Source organism: Arthrobacter sp. S2(2024) (genome assembly GCF_036662515.1).
Classification (GTDB): Bacteria; Actinomycetota; Actinomycetes; order Actinomycetales; family Micrococcaceae; genus Arthrobacter.
The window spans coordinates 175,287-191,799 of the sequence record NZ_JAYKZI010000003.1 but is presented as its reverse complement, the minus strand read 5'-3'; the positions used below and the strand labels follow the sequence as shown (position 1 = coordinate 191,799).

Here is a 16,513-nt window from a genome sequence, read left to right as displayed (position 1 = left end):
GACCATGACTGAAGTAGTGGACCGCACCTCCTCCAGCAACCGGGTGGCCGCGGAAACGGCTGCAACCACACAGCCAGTTGAGCCCGCCCCCACGGTGGACGTAGCGGCCCTTGGCGAACTGCTGCTCGGCAAGTGGGCCCACATCCGGCACACGGCACGTGACCTCGCGGGCCGCCCCGAGGTGCACAAGATCGAAGGCTTGACGCATACCGAGCACCGCAAGCGCGTCTTCGGGCAGCTCAAGTACCTCGTGGACAACAACGCCGTGCACCGGGCTTTCCCCACCAGCCTGGGCGGTTCGGATGACCACGGCGGCAACATCGCCGGCTTCGAGGAGCTCGTCACTGCCGATCCATCACTGCAGATCAAGGCCGGCGTCCAGTGGGGCCTCTTCGGTTCAGCCGTGATGCACCTCGGCACGAAAGAGCACCAGGACAAATGGCTGCCCGGGATCATGAGCCTGGAGATCCCCGGCTGCTTCGCCATGACCGAAACCGGGCACGGCTCCGATGTTGCGAGCATTGCCACCACGGCCACCTACGACGAGGCCACCCAGGAGTTCGTCATCAACACTCCGTTCCGCGCCGCGTGGAAGGACTACATCGGCAACGCAGCCGAGGATGGCCTGGCCGCCGTCGTATTCGCCCAACTGGTCACCCGCAATGTGAACCATGGCGTCCACGCGTTCTATGTCGAGCTGAGGGACCCGGACACCAAAGAGTTCCTGCCCGGAATCGGCGGCGAGGACGACGGCATCAAGGGCGGGCTCAACGGGATCGACAACGGCCGCCTCCACTTCACCGACGTCCGCGTCCCGCGCACCAGCCTGCTCAACCGTTACGGCAACGTCGCCCCCGACGGCGAATACACCTCGCCGATCGCCAGCCCGGGACGGCGCTTCTTCACGATGCTCGGCACTTTGGTGCAAGGCCGGGTCTCCCTCGACGGAGCCGCAGTCGCAGCCAGCAAGGTGGCCTTGACGACAGCCATCCGGTACGCCGCCGAACGGCGCCAGTTCAACGCCTCATCCCCCACGGACGAGGAAGTACTGCTGGACTACCAGCGGCACCAGCGCCGCTTGTTCACTCGCCTTGCCACCACCGTTGCGGCGAGCTTCGCGCATGAGCAGCTGCTCGAAAAGTTCGACGACGTCTTCTCCGGCCGGCACGACACTGACGCCGACCGCCAGGACCTCGAGACCCTGGCCGCCGCCCTCAAGCCCATGAGCACCTGGCACGCCCTCGACACCCTGCAAGAGTGCCGCGAGGCCTGCGGCGGCGCCGGATTCCTGATCGAGAACCGATTCGCCTCGCTGCGTGCGGACCTGGACGTCTATGCCACTTTCGAAGGTGACAACACCGTGCTTCTGCAGCTCGTGGCTAAGCGCCTCCTGGCGGACTATGCCAAAGAGTTCCGCAATGTCGACTTTGGCGTGCTGGCCCGCTTCGTCGCTGCCCAGGCTGCCGACGTCGCCATCAACCGGACCGGCCTGCGGCAAGTGGCGCAGTTCGTGGCGGACACCGGATCAGTCCAGAAGGCTGCTTTGGCCCTGCGGGACGAGGAAGGCCAACGCACGCTCCTGACGGACCGGGTGCAGTCCATGGTGGCGGAGGTCGGTTCGGCGCTCAAGGGTGCGAACAAGCTTCCGCAGCACCAAGGCGCCGCCCTGTTCAACCAGCACCAGGACGATCTGATTGAAGCCGCCCAGGCCCACGCCGAGCTACTGCAATGGGAAGCGTTCACGGAAGCCCTTGGCAAGGTCGGCGATCCGGGCACCTTGCGAGTGCTGACCTGGCTCCGCGACCTGTTCGGCCTTTCGCTCATTGAGAAGCACTTGTCCTGGTACCTCATGAACGGCCGCCTCTCCATGCAGCGCGGACGCACTGTGGGGGCCTACATCAACAGGCTGCTCGTCAAGATCCGTCCCCACGCCCTGGACCTGGTCGATTCCTTCGGCTACGGTCCGGAGCACTTGCGGGCGGCCATCGCCTCGGGGGCCGAGAAGGAACGCCAGGACGAAGCCCGGGTCTACTTCCAGGCGCAGAGGGCAAGCGGCGAGGCACCCGCCGAGGAGAAGAGCCTCCTCGCCTTGAAGGGAAGAAAATCCAGCTAGCATCCTGCCGTGACCGGCCGGTGAACATCTGCCGAATCCTTTAACGACGGCGGCGCCGCACCCCTCAGCGGGAGTGCGGCGCCGCCGTCGTTCTTCCCCAACTGACTCGCATTTGTTGTCGTTATGAGCCCTCATAACGACACTTACTGCGAGTCAGTTGGGCTGGTGGGCTACTGGGTGAGGACCGAGCGATAGACCTCAAGGGTTGTTTCGGTGATCGATTCCCAGGAAAAGTGTTCCTCCGCCCGGACGCGGCCCGCGGCGCCCATGACCTTGGCTCGCGCAGGATCGGACACCACCTCGTTGAGGGCGGCGGCGAAATCTGCGACGAACTTTTCGGGATCCAGCGGGGTGCCGGTACCGTCCGTGACCTGCTCCAGTTCCACCAGCAGTCCTGTTTCACCGTGCTGAACCACTTCGGGGATGCCGCCCGTAGCGCTGGCCACCACGGCTGCGCCACATGCCATGGCCTCAAGGTTGACGATGCCGAGGGGTTCGTAGATCGACGGGCAGGCGAAGGCCGTGGCATGGCTGAGGACCTGGATGAGCTCATGCCGCGGAAGCATGCGTTCGATGACCAGGACACCTTCGCGCTTGCCCTGCAATTCCTCGATGAGCCGGGCCGTTTCGGCCGCGAGTTCCGGAGTGTCCGCCGCGCCCAAGCACAGCACAAGCTGCACATCGTCGGGCAGGCTGGCCGCAGCCTTCAGGAGGTAAGGAACGCCCTTCTGCCGGGTGTTGCGCCCGACGAAGACCACACTCGGCTTGGCGGGGTCGATGCCGAGGGCACGGATTGCGTCTTCGCCTTCGTCCGGCTGCCACATGTCGACGTCGATGCCGTTGTGGACGACGCGGACCTTGGCGGGATCCACGTTCGGATAGCTGCGCAGGATGTCCTTCCGCATGCCTTCCGAGACGGCGATGATAGCGGCGGCAGCCTCATAGGCGGTTTTTTCAACCCATGAGGACAACGCGTAGCCGCCACCCAACTGCTCCGCTTTCCATGGGCGCAACGGCTCCAGGCTATGTGCGCTGAGCACGTGGGGTATCCCATGCAACAGGGACGCCAGGTGGCCGGCCATGTTGGCGTACCAGGTATGGGAATGGACCAGGTCCGCTCCGGCGATGTCCGGCACGATGCGCAAATCCACGCCAAGGGTCTGGACAGCGGCATTGGCCGCGCCCAGATCATCCGGTGTGGAATACGACGTCACCGTTGCCCCGTGGAAGTCCGCATCACGGGGCGCGCCAAAGGCACGCACCTGCAGATCCACGTGCTTCGCCAAGACGCGGCTGAGCTCGGCAACATGCACACCGGCCCCGCCATAGATTTCGGGTGGAAACTCTTTAGTCACAATGTCTACGCGCACGCTACCTAACGTAGTCCTTCCGGAGTATGTGTTCTAGTGTGAAAGGGTCCGGCAACCCGGGCTTTTTTCGGGGGCTACAAAGACGTACAGGGAGAGCAAACACCATGGCGTTGAAGAAAGTATTGTCAATTGTGTTGGCAGGCGGCGAAGGAAACCGCCTTATGCCATTGACGGCAGACAGGGCAAAACCTGCGGTGCCGTTTGCGGGGGGCTATCGGTTGATCGATTTCGCTCTCTCGAATCTGGTCAATTCCGGGTACCTCCAGATCGTGGTGCTGACCCAGTACAAGTCGCACAGTCTTGACCGCCACATCTCCGAGACCTGGCGGATGTCCACCCAGCTGGGAAGATATGTCGCCTCGGTTCCGGCCCAGCAGCGCGTGGGCAAGAGCTGGTTCCTCGGCAGCGCGAATGCCATCTACCAGTCCCTGAACCTGATTCACGACGCCAACCCGGACATTGTGGTGGTTGTCGGAGCGGACCACGTCTACCGCATGGACTTCCAGCAAATGGTTCAACAGCACGTTGCGAGCGGAGCCAAGGCCACGGTTGCGGCCGTCCGCCAGCCGCTGAACATGGCCAACCAGTTCGGCGTCATCGAGGTCGACAAGAACGATCCCCAGAAGATCTCGGCGTTCGTGGAAAAGCCCGCTGAAACGGAAGGCCTCGCCGCCGATCCCTCGCAGTTCCTTGCTTCCATGGGCAACTATGTCTTTGACGCCGATGCCCTGGTGGAAGCACTTCGCATCGACGCGGAGCGCTTGGACACCAAGCACGACATGGGCGGCGACATCATCCCCTATTTCGTGTCCCAGGGTGAGGCCGGCGTCTACGACTTCACGCTCAACGACATTCCCGGATCCACCGACCGCGACCGCACCTACTGGCGTGACGTTGGAACCATCGATTCGTTCTATGACGCCCACATGGACCTGATTTCCCCGGTCCCCGTGTTCAACCTGTACAACTCGGAATGGCCCATCTACACGCGGCAGAGCATCTCTCCGCCGGCCAAGTTCGTCCGGGGAGACAACAACACGGTCGGCACCGCTTTGGACTCCATCGTGGCCAGCGGCTCGGTGATCTCCGGAGGAATCGTGGAAGGGTCCGTCCTCTCCAACGATGTCTACGTTGGACCGGCCAGCAGGATCCAGGACTCGGTGCTGATGGACAAGGTGCGCATCGGTGAAGGCGCCGTCATCAAGCGGGCCATCATCGACAAGAACGTGAAGGTTCCTGCCGGGGCCGCCATTGGATTGGATGCCGACCTCGACCGCGCGCGCGGCTTCAAGGTCACCGAATCCGGAATCACCGTACTCGCCAAGGGTCAGGTAGTACCGGAGCCTGACGGTTCCGAGCTTGCCCTGGCTGCCGAGTACCGCCGCTCGGTGCCGGAAGCAATCAAGGCTGCCACGGAGAAGTTCCCCGACATCAGGGACTCCGCGGAGCAGGTCACGAAAATCCAGGCGGACTCGGTAGAGGTCTGACCCGGAACACCGGAACCAGGATAGCCCCCGGCCTCCCGGCCGACAGCAGGCCTCCAGCCTCTGTTGCCCGGGAGGCTTTGCTGTGCCTGACCCTGTAAAATTGACCCAATGAGCCCCGCCGATTTGACGCCTGAAGAGATCCAGGCCTGCCTCAAGGTCTTGAACACCATCCACGCCTACGACGAGGAGCACCCGGACTACGTCGCAATCCGTCGCGCCACGGGAAAGATGTTCAAAGCCGTCAAACGGCATCGCCGGGTCACCAAACGGGACGAGATCGCGGAAGCCGACCGCGCCGTCATCGCACTGACCGCCACCGCGGCCCCGGACAGGATCGACGACGAAACCCGCGGCAACAAGCTGGCAACCTCGGCGACGGGCGAAATCGCCGGCCACCTCATCCGGTCCAGGCCCTGCTACATCTGCAAGCAGCACTACACGCAGGTAGACGCGTTCTACCACCAGTTGTGCCCGGAATGTGCGGCCTTCAGCCACAGCAAGCGCGATGCCCGTACCGACCTCAGCGGACGCCGCGCCCTCCTCACGGGCGGGCGCGCCAAGATCGGCATGTACATCGCCCTCCGCTTGCTCCGCGACGGCGCACACACGACGATCACCACCCGCTTCCCCAAAGACGCGGCACGACGCTTCGCCGCCATGGAAGACAGTGCTGACTGGTTGCACCGGCTCAGGATTGTGGGCATCGACCTCCGGGACCCCTCACAGGTCATGGCCCTCACCGATTCCCTCAACGAAGCCGGCCCGCTCGATATCATCATCAACAACGCCGCCCAGACCGTCCGGCGTTCGGGGAATGCGTACAAGCCCTTGGTCGATGCCGAGGACGAGCCGCTGCCTGAGGCCTTGGAGGCAGCCAACGGCGGCCCCGAACTCGTCACCTTCGGGCATGCCCACGACAAACACCCGTTGGCCATCACCCACAGCGTCACGGAACATCCCGTGCTCGCGGGAGATGCGATTACCTCGCTCGCGCTGTCCACGGGCTCCGCGTCGTTGGAGCGGATAGCGACAGGCACCGCGATCGATGCCGGCGGCCTGGTTCCGGACCTCGCGGCCATCAATAGCTGGACCCAGGTGGTGGACGAAGTAGATCCGCTGGAGATGCTCGAGGTTCAACTCTGCAACGTCACGGCGCCGTTCCTCTTGGTCAGCCGACTCCGAGGGGCCATGAAGCGTTCCACCGCACGCAGGAAGTACATCGTGAACGTCTCGGCCATGGAAGGGCAGTTCTCCCGCGCCTACAAGGGCCCCGGGCACCCGCACACAAACATGGCAAAGGCCTCGTTGAACATGATGACGCGGACCAGTGCGCAAGAGATGCTGGACAGCGACGGGATCCTGATGACCGCCGTCGACACCGGATGGATCACGGACGAACGCCCGCATTACACCAAAGTGCGGCTCATGGAGGAAGGCTTCCACGCACCGCTCGACCTCGTGGATGGAGCGGCGCGTGTCTACGATCCCATCGTCATGGGCGAAAACGGCGAAGACCAGTACGGCGTCTTCCTGAAGGACTACAAGCCCTCCCCCTGGTAAATCCAGGCGGAGGGCCGCGGTCCTGCTAAGTGAGCCGGGTTATCTCGACAGTGACGGTGAGGCCTGAGCCGCCGCCCCCGGACAAGATCCCCTTCAAGGGCGGAACATCCCGGTAATCCCGGCCCCGCGCCACGGTGACGTGGAGATCTCCGGCAGGCTTGTGGTTGGTGGGATCCCAGCTGCGCCATTCGCCGTCCCACCATTCCAGCCACGCGTGGGATTGGCCCGCGACGGTTTCGCCGATCTCTGCCGTGGGCCGCGGATGGATGTACCCGGACACGTACCGGGCCGGGATGCCGCAGCTGCGGAGTGAGCCGATAGCCAAGTGGGCCAGGTCCTGGCAGACTCCTTGACGCTGGTTCCAGGCTTCTTCGGCGTTGGTGGTGACGCCCGTGGTGCCCTTCACATAGCTCATTTCGCCGCGCATCCATTCGAAAATGGCCATGGCTGTCTCGTGCGGATTCTTGCCGGCGACGACGGCGGGAATGATGCCGAGGACTTCCTCCCCCGGACCCGTGAGCTGCGACTGGGGCAGCCAGTCGCTGAACTGGTCCCGGATCTCGTCGGAAGCCATCACATCCCAGCCCACAATCTCGTCGTCCAGGGCGACCCGCTCCACCCGGTGGACCTCAACGGTGGTGGTTGCCACCACTTCGAGGCGCTCGTGCGGCATCTGCATATCGAAGGCGGTGACGCGGGTGCCCCAATAGTCACGGTAGGTGCTCACGGCAGCTTGCGACGGCGTGATCTTCAGCGAGGATTCAAGCACCACCTGTTGCGGATCGGTCAACGGGGTCATGCGTGCCTCGTTGTACGACAGGGTCACTCGGCGGTTGTATTTGTAGGCCGTCTTGTGGACGATGCTCAGCCGGGTCATGAAACTTCTCCCACCCAGGCCAGTTCATCCGCCTGATTGAAGTACTTACGGGAAATCGCGTCGGAGGCCTGCGTGACGGCTTTCTGCACCCGGTCCATGTGCTCGGGCAGCTCGGACATGAGATCGTCCGTGCGATGGAACTCAAGGAAGGTACGGGCCTGGCCGACGATCCGACGGGCGTCGTTGATGAAGCCCACCCGCTGGGCGGAGGGATCCAGCTTGGCCAGGCATTCGTCGGCGTCGCGCAGGGCGAAGACGATGGAGCGGGGAAACAAACGGTCCAGCAGGAGGAACTCCGCGGCGTGTTGGTCTCCGAACGCCGCACGGCGGGTCCGAAGGAACGACTCGTAGGCGCCGGCGCAACGCAACATGTTCACCCAGGACATTCCGGCGGAGAGCACATCCCGGGTGGAGAGCATCCGCGCGGTCATGTCGGCGCGTTCGAGCGAGCGGCCGAGGACCAGGAAGAGCCAGCTTTCGTCGTGGCTCACCGTAGTGTCCGCGAGTCCCCTGACCATTGCGGTGCGTTCCAGGACCCAGTTGCAGAAGCGGTACGTACCCACGACGTCCTTACGGTGCTGGTTCAGCCCGTAATAGGTGGTGTTGAGGCTCTCCCACAATGACGAGGACACAGTCTCGCGCGCGCGCCGCGCATTTTCACGCGCGGCCCCCAGGGACCCGGCAATCGAGGTGGCACTCGTCTTGTCGTAGGCGAGGGCGTGCAGCAGCTCCGGCAAGCCGAATTCCTCGCTCTGTGGCCGGGCTCCCATGACAGCCAGGAGTTCCCTCGCCACACTGCGTTGCTCCTCGAGCGGAAGGTGGTTTAGGCGTTCTAGATGGACGTCCAGGATTCTGGCCGTTCCGTCGGCCCGCTCCACGTAACGGCCGATCCAGAAAAGGGATTCAGCAATACGGCTCAGCATGGGGCTGTGCCTCCTTCGGGTCCTGCGTTGTGACGATGAATGTATCCTGCTCCGGCACCATAGCGTGACGGATCACTGCTGCTGGTCCGATTGGCGGTCCCGCCAGTTGCTTTCGACGGGCCAGACCGAGACCTGTTCACGCACCGTGATGGAGGAACGGGGCAGTTCGACGGCGGGCAGTTGCGGGGAGTCGGAGAGTACCCACGTGTCCTTGGAACCGCCGCCTTGGGAAGAGTTCACGATCAACGAGCCCTCCTTCAGTGCCACCCGGGTCAGCCCGCCCGGGAGCACCCAGACGTCGTCGCCGTCGTTGACCGCGAACGGACGCAAGTCCACGTGGCGGGGCCCGAAGCGGTCTCCCGAGAGGGTGGGCACGGTGGAAAGCTGCAGCACCGGCTGCGCGATCCAGCCTCGCGGATCCGCCAGCACCCGCCTCCGCAAGGCGTCCAGCTCGTCCCGTGAAGCATCCGGACCGATCACCAGGCCCTTGCCCCCGGAACCGTCCACCGGCTTGACCACGAGTTCCTCGAGCCGGTCCAGGACCTGCTCCCGGGCTTCCTTCTCCTCCAGCCGGAAAGTCTCCACGTTCGCGATCACCGGCTCTTCGTGCAGGTAGTACCGGATCAGGTCCGGCACGTAGGAATAGACCAGCTTGTCATCGGCCACCCCGTTTCCAACGGCGTTTGCGATCGTCACACCGCCCGCCCGGGCCGCGTTCACGAGTCCCGGACACCCGAGCATGGAATCGGAGCGGAACTGCAGCGGATCCAGGAATTCGTCGTCGATCCGCTTGTAGATCACGTCCACCCGCTGTTCACCGGCCGTGGTGCGCATGTAGACCCGGTTACCGCGGCAGATCAGGTCCCTGCCCTCGACCAGTTCAACGCCCATCAACCCGGCCAGCAGCGTGTGTTCGAAGTAGGCGCTGTTGAACACACCGGGGGTAAGCACCACCACCGTGGGGTCATCGACCCCGGACGGCGCCGTCTTCCGCAACGCCGACAGCAGACGCCGCGGGTATTCCTCGACCGGACGGATGTGCTGCTGCCCGAACGCCTCCGGCAAACCCTTCGCCATCGCCCGCCGGTTCTCCAGCACGTAGGACACGCCGGAAGGCACACGGACGTTGTCCTCCAGCACCCGGAAGGTGCCCGCCGCATCGCGGACAACGTCGATACCGGACACGTGCACCCGCACGCCACCGGCCGGTTCGAAACCGTGCACGGCACGGTGGAAATGCGCGCTCGTGGTCACCAATGCCCGCGGCACCACGCCATCAGCGACCACCGCCATCCGCCCGTAGACATCGTCCAGGAAAGCCTCCAGCGCCCGCACCCGCTGCGCCACCCCGCGCTCGAGGACACCCCACTCGTCAGCCGGAATCACCCTCGGCACGATATCCAGCGGGAAGGGTCTCTCCTCCCCCGCATAATCGAAGGTCACGCCCCGGTCCAAGAAGGTCCGCGCCATCGACTCGGCACGCGCGCTCACATCCGCAAGCGAAAGCTCGCGAAGTGCGCCGTCAACCTGGCCGTAGGACTTTCGGGCAACGGTGCCTGGGGCGAACATTTCGTCGTAGGCGCCGGAACGGGCGGCGGCCTCGGAGTAATCCCGGAATAGCTCTGACATGGGATTCAGACAATCACCTTTTCGATTACGAACGCATTTCGCGTTCTGCATGTTGCGACACCAAGCGTGAACCCGGTTCGCATTTCAGCGCCTGCATGCATCAAGGTTGACGAATGCACTCCAATCGTTTCCCGGCCCCGGTCTCCCGATTGGGAGCCGGGATCGTCATGGCAGTGGCAGCCACTGGACTTGCCTTCATTGTCCATGCCCTGCTTCCCCCCATCCCTGCCATGACAGCCGCTGTAGCGCTGGGTTTGTTAGCTGCAAATATACCGGGCACCGCGGCTTGGGCTGCCGGACGCGCCCGCCCGGGCCTCGACTTCGCCGGCAAGCACCACATGCGGGCGGGCATCGTGCTGTTGGGCCTGAAGGTCAGCGTTGTCGATGTCCTCGACCTTGGCTGGTTTGCTCTCGTCCTGATTGCCGCCGTCGTGCTCCTCAGTTTCGCGGGCACCTATGGGCTGGCCCGCTTGGTAAAGCTTCCCCGCGAGGGCGCCCTGCTGATAGCCACCGGCTTCTCCATCTGCGGTGCCTCCGCGATCGGAGCCATGGCCGCGGTACGCCGCATCAAACACCAGGACACCGTCCTGCCGGTTGCCCTGGTGACCCTTTGCGGCACGCTCGCGATCGGCGTCCTGCCCCTGCTCATGCACCCCTTGGGCCTGAGCCCGGAACAATTCGGCGCCTGGACCGGGGCTTCCGTGCACGACGTCGGCCAGGTAGTCGCGACTGCACAGACTGCCGGTCCGGTGGCGCTGGCGCTCGCCGTCGTCGTGAAACTGACCAGGGTGGTCCTGCTGGCCCCCATCGTGGCCGGGGCGGGCCTTGCGCAACGATGGTCCATGCGGCGGAAGTCGCGCAACGGTACGGAGGCGAACGACGACGGCGGTAAGTTTCCGCCGATCGTCCCTCTCTTCGTGCTCGGGTTCATCGCGATGGTGGCCGTCCGTTCCGTTGGCTGGCTCGGTCCTGGCGTGCTGGACGCCGCAGGAGGGCTCCAGGACATCCTGCTCGCCTCGGCCTTGTTCGGGCTGGGTTCGGCGGTCCGCGTCCGCACGCTGTTGCACACGGGTGGCCGCGCCGCGCTAGTCGCGCTTGGCTCCTGGTTCCTTATCGCCATCTTGGGCCTGGGCGCAGTCTTCCTCATGATTAGATAGCTGGGTGTCGAATCACAACTTGGCGCGCGCTGAAGCCGCCACCCGTTCAGCCCTGATCAGCACCCACAGCTACGATGTCTCCCTTGACGTCCGCGAAGCCGCAGATACCGGCGTGCCGGGGTACACCAGCCGCAGCATCATTGACTTCTCCGCGGAGCCTGGTTCCTCCACGTTCCTGGATTTCATCCACGGCGGCGTGCACAGCGTCTTCCTCAATGGAAAAGGACTCGACGTCGCCGAGGTGGTGGACGGCGACAGGATCCACCTCAACAATCTCCAGGCCGAAAATCAGGTCACGGTCACCGGAACCGCCCTTTACAGCCGATCCGGCGAGGGCATGCACCGCTTCGTCGATCCGGCCGACGGGCAGTGCTACCTCTATACGCAATACGAACCGGCGGATGCCCGCCGCGTGTTCGCGAACTTCGAGCAGCCGGACCTGAAGGCCGAATTCACCTTCCACGTCATGGCGCCTTCCGCTTGGCAGGTGGCTTCGAACGGCGCAGAGCTTGCCCGGACGCAACTGACCAGCGACCCGGCTACGAGCCGCTGGGACTTCGCCACCACCAAGCGGATGTCCACCTATATCACCACCGTCCTCGCCGGTCCCTATTTCCGCGCTACTGACCGCTGGAGCAAGACGCTCGACGACGGCACCAGCCTTGAGGTTCCGCTGGCGCTCTATTGCCGCGCATCCATGCAGGAGTCCTTCGACGCCGCGGAGCTTTTCCGGCTGACGAAGAACGGCCTGGACTTCTTCAACGATCTCTTCGACTACCCCTACCCGTGGGGCAAGTACGATCAGGCGTTCGTGCCGGAGTACAACCTCGGTGCGATGGAAAATCCCGGCTTGGTCACCTTCACGGAGAAGTACGTCTTCACCTCACGGGCCACCGATGCCCAGTACCAAGCCCGCGCCAACACCCTCATGCACGAGATGGCCCACATGTGGTTCGGAGACCTCGTGACCATGACCTGGTGGGACGACCTCTGGCTCAAGGAATCCTTCGCCGACTACATGGGCACCCTCGGCGTGGACAAGGCCACGGACTGGGACACCGCCTGGGTGAATTTTGCGAACAAGCGCAAGTCCTGGGCCTATGTGCAGGACCAGCTGCCCACGACCCACCCCATCGTGGCGGACATTCCCGACCTGGAAGCCGCCAAGCAGAACTTCGATGGCATTACCTACGCAAAGGGCGCTTCCGTCCTCAAGCAATTGGTGGCCTACGTCGGGTTCGAGGCGTTCATTGCCGGCTCGCGACGCTACTTCAGGGATCACGAATACGGCAACACCTCGCTGACCGACCTCCTGGAAGCCCTGGGCACGGCATCGGGCCGGGACCTTGGAACCTGGGCCCGGCAGTGGCTGCAGACCTCGGGGATCTCCACCATTGCGGCCGAGATCTCCGGGAGCGGCGATGCCATGGCGGCGGTCACCCTGCGCCAGGACTCCGTGGACCCCATCACCGGCAAGCAGGAGCACCGGCCGCATAGGCTCAGGATAGGTCTTTACAACTTTGACGACGGCGGACAGTTGTTCCGAACCGAGGGCATCGAGCTCGACCTCGACGGCGCCGACACTACCGTGGGCGGACTCGCCGGCAAGCAGCGCCCGGCCCTCCTTCTCGTCAACGACGACGACCTCAGCTATGCGAAGGTCCGCCTGGATGCGGGGTCCGAAGCAACAGTACGTTCCTCCCTGGACCGGATCAGCGATCCGATGGCCCGGGCATTGTGCTGGACAGCCTTATGGGATTCAGCTCGCGACGCCGTGACCCCGGCGGCACTGTACGTCGCCGCCGTCGAACGCTTCGCGCCCGCCGAGCCAGGAATCGGCGTCCTCCTCAACGTTCTCGGCAACGCGGTGACCGCCGTCGAGCGCTACGTACCGGCTCCGCAGCGCGATGAGGTCCGGGAGGGCCTGATGGCTGCCAGCGCGATGCGGTTGCGAAGCTCCGGGCCGGGTTCGGACCAGCAACTCGCGTGGGCCAGGACCCTGGCAGACTTGTCGCGGCATGATGGCGCCTACGTCGAATTCTTCCGCGGCATTCTCTCCGGCAACGTCGTAGTGGACGGGCTGGCGGTGGATGCGGATCTCCGATGGAGCCTGTGGCAGGCATTGGCAGCGAACGGAGCGGCCACGCTCCCGGAATTGGATGCCGAACTCGCCCTGGACCACACCGCCTCCGGACGCGAAGGCCATGCACTGGCCGCGGCTGCCCGTCCCGATGCCGACGTCAAGACGGCCGCATGGAATGCCGCAGTCAACGACACCGGGCTCTCCAACGAGATTCTGGGCGCGACAATCGCAGGCTTCTCCCTTGCCCCGTCCGGGCTCCTGGACGGCTTCACCGAACCGTACTTCGACTGCCTGGAAGACATATGGCAGTCCCGGAGCATCGAGATCGCGGGCCGGATTGTCCGGGGGCTGTTCCCCTCGGCCCAGGATCTTCAGGCCGGCATGGCGCCGGCAGATCATCCGGTGCTTCGACGCACGGACGATTGGCTAGGCACCCACACGTCAGCCCCGCGGGCGCTCCGACGCATCGTCATTGAGCAGCGAAGCCATTTGTTCCGCGCCCTGGCGGCGCAAGCCGCCGGTGCCCCGCAACGGGAAGCTGTGGCGCTCGAGCGGGGCTGACGCAGGAGCCGGCGATCCCGGGGTGGACTGCTGGCCTTGAACCAAGGGGATCGCCGGCATCGTCTTTAGTTGCAAAGCCCGGCGCTCCGCATGGGCCTTTCTTGAGGACGGTCACCATGAAGATTCCTCGCCCCGTGCTTGCCGTCGCGGCGCTGGGTGCCAGCCTTTTGCTCGGGGGCTGCTTCGGCGGACAACCTGCCGCTCCGGCGCCCGCAAGGCCGCCGGCGAGTACAACGCCCGCCCCAAGCACACCGTCACCCGCGCCGACGGCGACGCCGGTCGCGCCGCCTGCTGCCCCACCCGCCGTCGTTCCAGCCACGGTTCCACCCGCAGCGCCAGCCGTCGTTCCGCCACCCCCAGCGCCGCCAGCCGTGGTCCCGCCGCCGGTACCGGCGCCACCGCACATGGCGCCGCCGACCCCGCGGCACCCCAATGGCGGCGACCGCGACGGCGACGATAACGGCGGACCGGACGACGGCGATGGAAACCGCTAGCACGCCGCCTCGCAATAAACCGGCACTGTCCGCCGGGCTCTCCTTGGGCACGGCTGCTGCGATAATCGCCGTCGCAGCTTGCAGTTCCGCTGGTCAAAGCCCGGGTTCCCGCCCCGAGCAGTCTGCGGAAGCGCCGTTCGGGTGGTTCACGGCGGCACCGGCCCCGGCAGGCTGGAGAACCATGGACCTCCCGGATGGCACCGGGGTCCTTTCGGTCCCTGCCGATGCGAGTCCTGCGGAAAGCGACCCGGGCAGCGTGTCCGCGGCTGTCTCGTCCTCAACCGGTGAACTTCGGATCTACTTCAACGCCACGCCCCGGCAGGGCAGCGAGTCGCTGGACAATTGGAGCACCTTCAGGATCGATCACTTGGCGGACGAGAACTCCTCGTCGCCCACCAAAATCGCCGAGCGATCCGGAATGGCTTTCCTTGGCGGTACGGGATCCTGTGTCGAGGACAGCTACGTGACCCGCGTCGGCAACAACCAATACCGGGAAATGGCTTGCCTCGTAGCGGGGAGTAAGGGCATCAGCGTCCTCATCGTGGCGGCTCCCGCCGATTCATGGCCGCTCTACGGTCCGGTCCTGGAACAGGCAGTGGACGCGTACCGGGCCGGTTAACGAGGGAACACCCGCAGTTAAGGAACACGGTGCAGTTAAGGGACACGGTGCAGCCATTCTTCAGTACCGAACTTTGACTGCACCCGCTCCCGGGCTATCGCCAATTCAGCGTCGGTGATGCGGGACTCCGTGGCGCCGTAGCGCTCGGTGAAGACTTCCTGCATGGCTTTGATGATGTCCGTCCGCGCCAGGCCGGTTTGCCGCCGGAGTGGATCCACGCGCTTCTTTGCGCTGCGGGTGCCTTTGTCGGAAAGCTTTTCCTTGCCGATGCGCAGAACCTCCACCATCTTGTCGGCGTCGATGTCGTAGCTCATGGTGACATGATGCAGCATGCCGCCGTTGGCGAGGCGCTTTTGCGCCGCACCGCCGATCTTTCCCTGCTCGGTGGCGATGTCATTGAGCGGGACGTAGAACGCGGTAATGCCCAGTTTTTCCAGGGCAGCCATGACCCACGCGTCCAGGAACGCGTAGGAGTCGGCGAAGCTGATGCCATCGACGAGGCTCTGTGGCACATAGAGCGAATAGGTGATGCAGTTCCCCGCTTCCATGAACATCGCTCCCCCGCCGCTGATGCGGCGGACCACCGTGATGCCGTGGCGAGCAACGCCGTCGGGATCCACCTCGTTGCGGTAAGACTGGAAGCTGCCGATTACCACCGACGGCTCTTCCCAGTCCCAGAAGCGCAGGGTGGGCTTGCGTAGCCCGGCCCCGACCTGTTCGGTGAGGACCTCGTCCAGCGCTACATTGAGGTGGGTGGGAAGGACCGACGGCGGGATGACCTCCCACTGGTGGTCCGCCCACCCGCTCGCCTTGGACAGCGCCCTGCGGACAGCGACGGCGACGGCGTCGGCAGAGAAGCCGAACAGGACAGCGTCCGCGGGCAATGCGGCGGAGACGGCAGCGGAAATCTCTGCCGGCGTCGAACTTTCCGGAAGGCCCGTGAGCGCCCGGTTGATGTCCTGCAGGGCCTCGTCCGGTTCCAGGAAGAAGTCTCCGCTGAGCGAGACGTGCGCGAACTGCCCATCCACGACGTCGAGGTCGACCACCACGAGCTTTCCGCCGTGGACCTTATATTCGCCGTGGAGCAGGGGATCGGGTTGCTCGAAAGCCATGCTGGAAGTCATGGCTTCCATCCTGCCGGAAAACGCAAAAGCCCGTAGCCACCGAAGATACGGCGGGTGCGGGCTTTCACAGAAGCTTGGAGGTGAAGTTGATTACTTCTTGCCGCCGAAGCCCTTGAAGCGAGCGTTGAAGCGCTCGACGCGGCCTGCAGAGTCCATGATGCGCTGCTTGCCCGTGTAGAACGGGTGGGACTCCGAGGAGATTTCGACGTCGATGACCGGGTAGGTGTTGCCGTCTTCCCACTCGATGGTCTTGGAAGAAGACACGGTGGACTTGGTCAGGAACTTGACGCCGGAAGCCAGGTCGTTGAATACAACAGCTTCGTACTTCGGGTGGATATCAGACTTCATAATGGGACCTTTGTTCACGCAGCTGGATTTTGCCAGCTGCCAGGTATGAATGGAGGTGGTCCGTTGCTTCCATGTTGCAAATTTCAGCGGTCGGGCCAACAACCAATCATAGCGGAAACCGCAGGGCCAAACGAACCGAGGTCAGCCGCGGGGGCGGTCTCCTCATTG

At 64.4% G+C, this 16,513-nt stretch carries 13 protein-coding genes; 7 read left to right on the top strand and 6 right to left on the bottom strand.

Features of this window, described 5'->3' with window-relative positions; genetic code table 11:
• Window positions 1–4: 4 nt before the first annotated feature.
• A complete protein-coding gene (locus tag VLA65_RS07415) occupies window positions 5–2,113 on the top strand; it encodes an acyl-CoA dehydrogenase family protein (RefSeq protein ID WP_332602136.1) in 2,109 nt (702 codons plus the stop codon).
• 170 nt (window positions 2,114–2,283) lie between these two features.
• Here the strand turns inward: VLA65_RS07415 and glgA are convergent, their stop codons facing one another.
• Entirely contained in the window at window positions 2,284–3,483 is a 1,200-nt protein-coding gene (gene glgA / locus VLA65_RS07410; protein ID WP_284988186.1) for a glycogen synthase, read from the bottom strand.
• A 104-nt stretch (window positions 3,484–3,587) separates the two neighbouring features.
• On the opposite strand from glgA, the gene glgC reads away from it, so the two are divergent.
• Both glgC and VLA65_RS07400 read left to right on the top strand, forming a co-directional pair.
• Window positions 3,588–4,970: a glucose-1-phosphate adenylyltransferase gene (glgC, locus tag VLA65_RS07405; protein WP_059389246.1), complete on the top strand. Its 1,383-nt coding sequence runs from the start codon at window positions 3,588–3,590 to the stop codon at window positions 4,968–4,970.
• Window positions 4,971–5,078: 108 nt separating this feature from the next.
• A complete protein-coding gene (locus VLA65_RS07400) occupies window positions 5,079–6,530 on the top strand; it encodes an SDR family oxidoreductase (RefSeq protein WP_332602135.1) in 1,452 nt (483 codons plus the stop codon).
• A 25-nt stretch (window positions 6,531–6,555) separates the two neighbouring features.
• On the opposite strand, the gene VLA65_RS07395 is transcribed toward VLA65_RS07400, so the two are convergent.
• The 3 genes from VLA65_RS07395 to VLA65_RS07385 form a co-directional block, all read right to left on the bottom strand.
• The gene (locus tag VLA65_RS07395; RefSeq protein ID WP_284988187.1) at window positions 6,556–7,407 is read right to left on the bottom strand and encodes a transglutaminase family protein; all 852 of its coding nucleotides are present in this window, start codon (window positions 7,405–7,407) and stop codon (window positions 6,556–6,558) included.
• Entirely contained in the window at window positions 7,404–8,330 is a 927-nt protein-coding gene (locus VLA65_RS07390) for an alpha-E domain-containing protein (RefSeq protein WP_078108851.1), read from the bottom strand. Before VLA65_RS07390 ends, VLA65_RS07395 begins: the two co-directional genes overlap by 4 nt.
• Window positions 8,331–8,402: 72 nt before the next feature.
• Entirely contained in the window at window positions 8,403–9,959 is a 1,557-nt protein-coding gene (locus VLA65_RS07385; protein WP_332602134.1) for a circularly permuted type 2 ATP-grasp protein, read from the bottom strand.
• A 113-nt stretch (window positions 9,960–10,072) separates the two neighbouring features.
• Here VLA65_RS07385 and VLA65_RS07380 point away from each other — a divergent pair, with 113 nt between their 5' ends.
• The 4 genes from VLA65_RS07380 to VLA65_RS07365 all read left to right on the top strand — a co-directional run bounded on the left by VLA65_RS07380 (window position 10,073) and on the right by VLA65_RS07365 (window position 14,873).
• Window positions 10,073–11,116, top strand: a complete 1,044-nt coding sequence (locus VLA65_RS07380) for a YeiH family protein (protein WP_284988188.1) — start codon at window positions 10,073–10,075, stop codon at window positions 11,114–11,116.
• Between the two features lie 4 nt (window positions 11,117–11,120).
• Window positions 11,121–13,760: an aminopeptidase N gene (gene pepN / locus VLA65_RS07375; RefSeq protein WP_332602133.1), complete on the top strand. Its 2,640-nt coding sequence runs from the start codon at window positions 11,121–11,123 to the stop codon at window positions 13,758–13,760.
• A 116-nt stretch (window positions 13,761–13,876) separates the two neighbouring features.
• On the top strand, window positions 13,877–14,254 hold the full coding sequence (locus VLA65_RS07370) for a hypothetical protein (RefSeq protein ID WP_307053030.1): 378 nt from the start codon (window positions 13,877–13,879) through the stop codon (window positions 14,252–14,254).
• Window positions 14,241–14,873: a hypothetical protein gene (locus VLA65_RS07365; RefSeq protein ID WP_332602132.1), complete on the top strand. Its 633-nt coding sequence runs from the start codon at window positions 14,241–14,243 to the stop codon at window positions 14,871–14,873. Before VLA65_RS07370 ends, VLA65_RS07365 begins: the two co-directional genes overlap by 14 nt.
• A gap of 35 nt (window positions 14,874–14,908) precedes the next feature.
• On the opposite strand, the gene VLA65_RS07360 is transcribed toward VLA65_RS07365, so the two are convergent.
• A complete protein-coding gene (locus VLA65_RS07360; protein ID WP_442880235.1) occupies window positions 14,909–16,006 on the bottom strand; it encodes a lipoate--protein ligase family protein in 1,098 nt (365 codons plus the stop codon).
• An 81-nt stretch (window positions 16,007–16,087) separates the two neighbouring features.
• Entirely contained in the window at window positions 16,088–16,345 is a 258-nt protein-coding gene (locus VLA65_RS07355) for a type B 50S ribosomal protein L31 (RefSeq protein WP_009358283.1), read from the bottom strand.
• Window positions 16,346–16,513: the final 168 nt, after the last annotated feature.